Here is a 535-nt window from a genome sequence, read left to right as displayed (position 1 = left end):
TCGAGAAGCTCGAAGTCAAGCGTGACCTGGTCGCCAAGCTCGAAGCCGTCCTGCGTACGGATGCCGTGATTGCCTCCAACACGTCGTCGCTGTCGATCACCGCGATCGCGGTGGGCGCCAAGCAACCTGGCCGCATCGCCGGCTACCACTTCTTCAACCCAGTGCCACTGATGAAGGTGGTCGAGGTGATCGACGGCCTGTCCGGCGACCCCGCCGTGGGTGACGCGCTGATGGCGCTGTCGCGCCGCCTGGGCCACACGCCGGTGCGCTGCAAGGACATGCCCGGCTTTATCGTCAACCATGCCGGGCGCGGCATGAACATCGAAGGCCTGAAGGTCGCGCAGGAAGGCGTGGCCGGGTTCGCCGACATCGACGCCATCATGCGCGAGCAGGCGGGTTTTCGCATGGGCCCCTTCGAGCTGATGGACCTGACCGGGCTGGACGTGTCGCACCCGGTGATGGAGTCCATCTACAACCAGTTCTACCAGGAACCGCGCTACCGCCCGTCGCCCATCACGGCGATCCGCTCGGTGGG

Annotated in this window: 1 protein-coding gene; it reads left to right on the top strand. The window is 66.0% G+C overall.

Annotation, left to right across the window (positions count from 1 at the left end):
• Positions 1–535, top strand: a 535-nt coding sequence (locus tag AC07XB_RS39075; protein ID WP_492833312.1) for a 3-hydroxyacyl-CoA dehydrogenase NAD-binding domain-containing protein, incomplete at both ends; no start/stop codon positions are given.

This window comes from Cupriavidus sp. GW821-FHT02F09 (assembly GCF_059421605.1).
The sequence above is the reverse complement of the archived record's forward strand: the minus strand, read 5'-3'. Positions and strand labels throughout refer to the sequence as shown.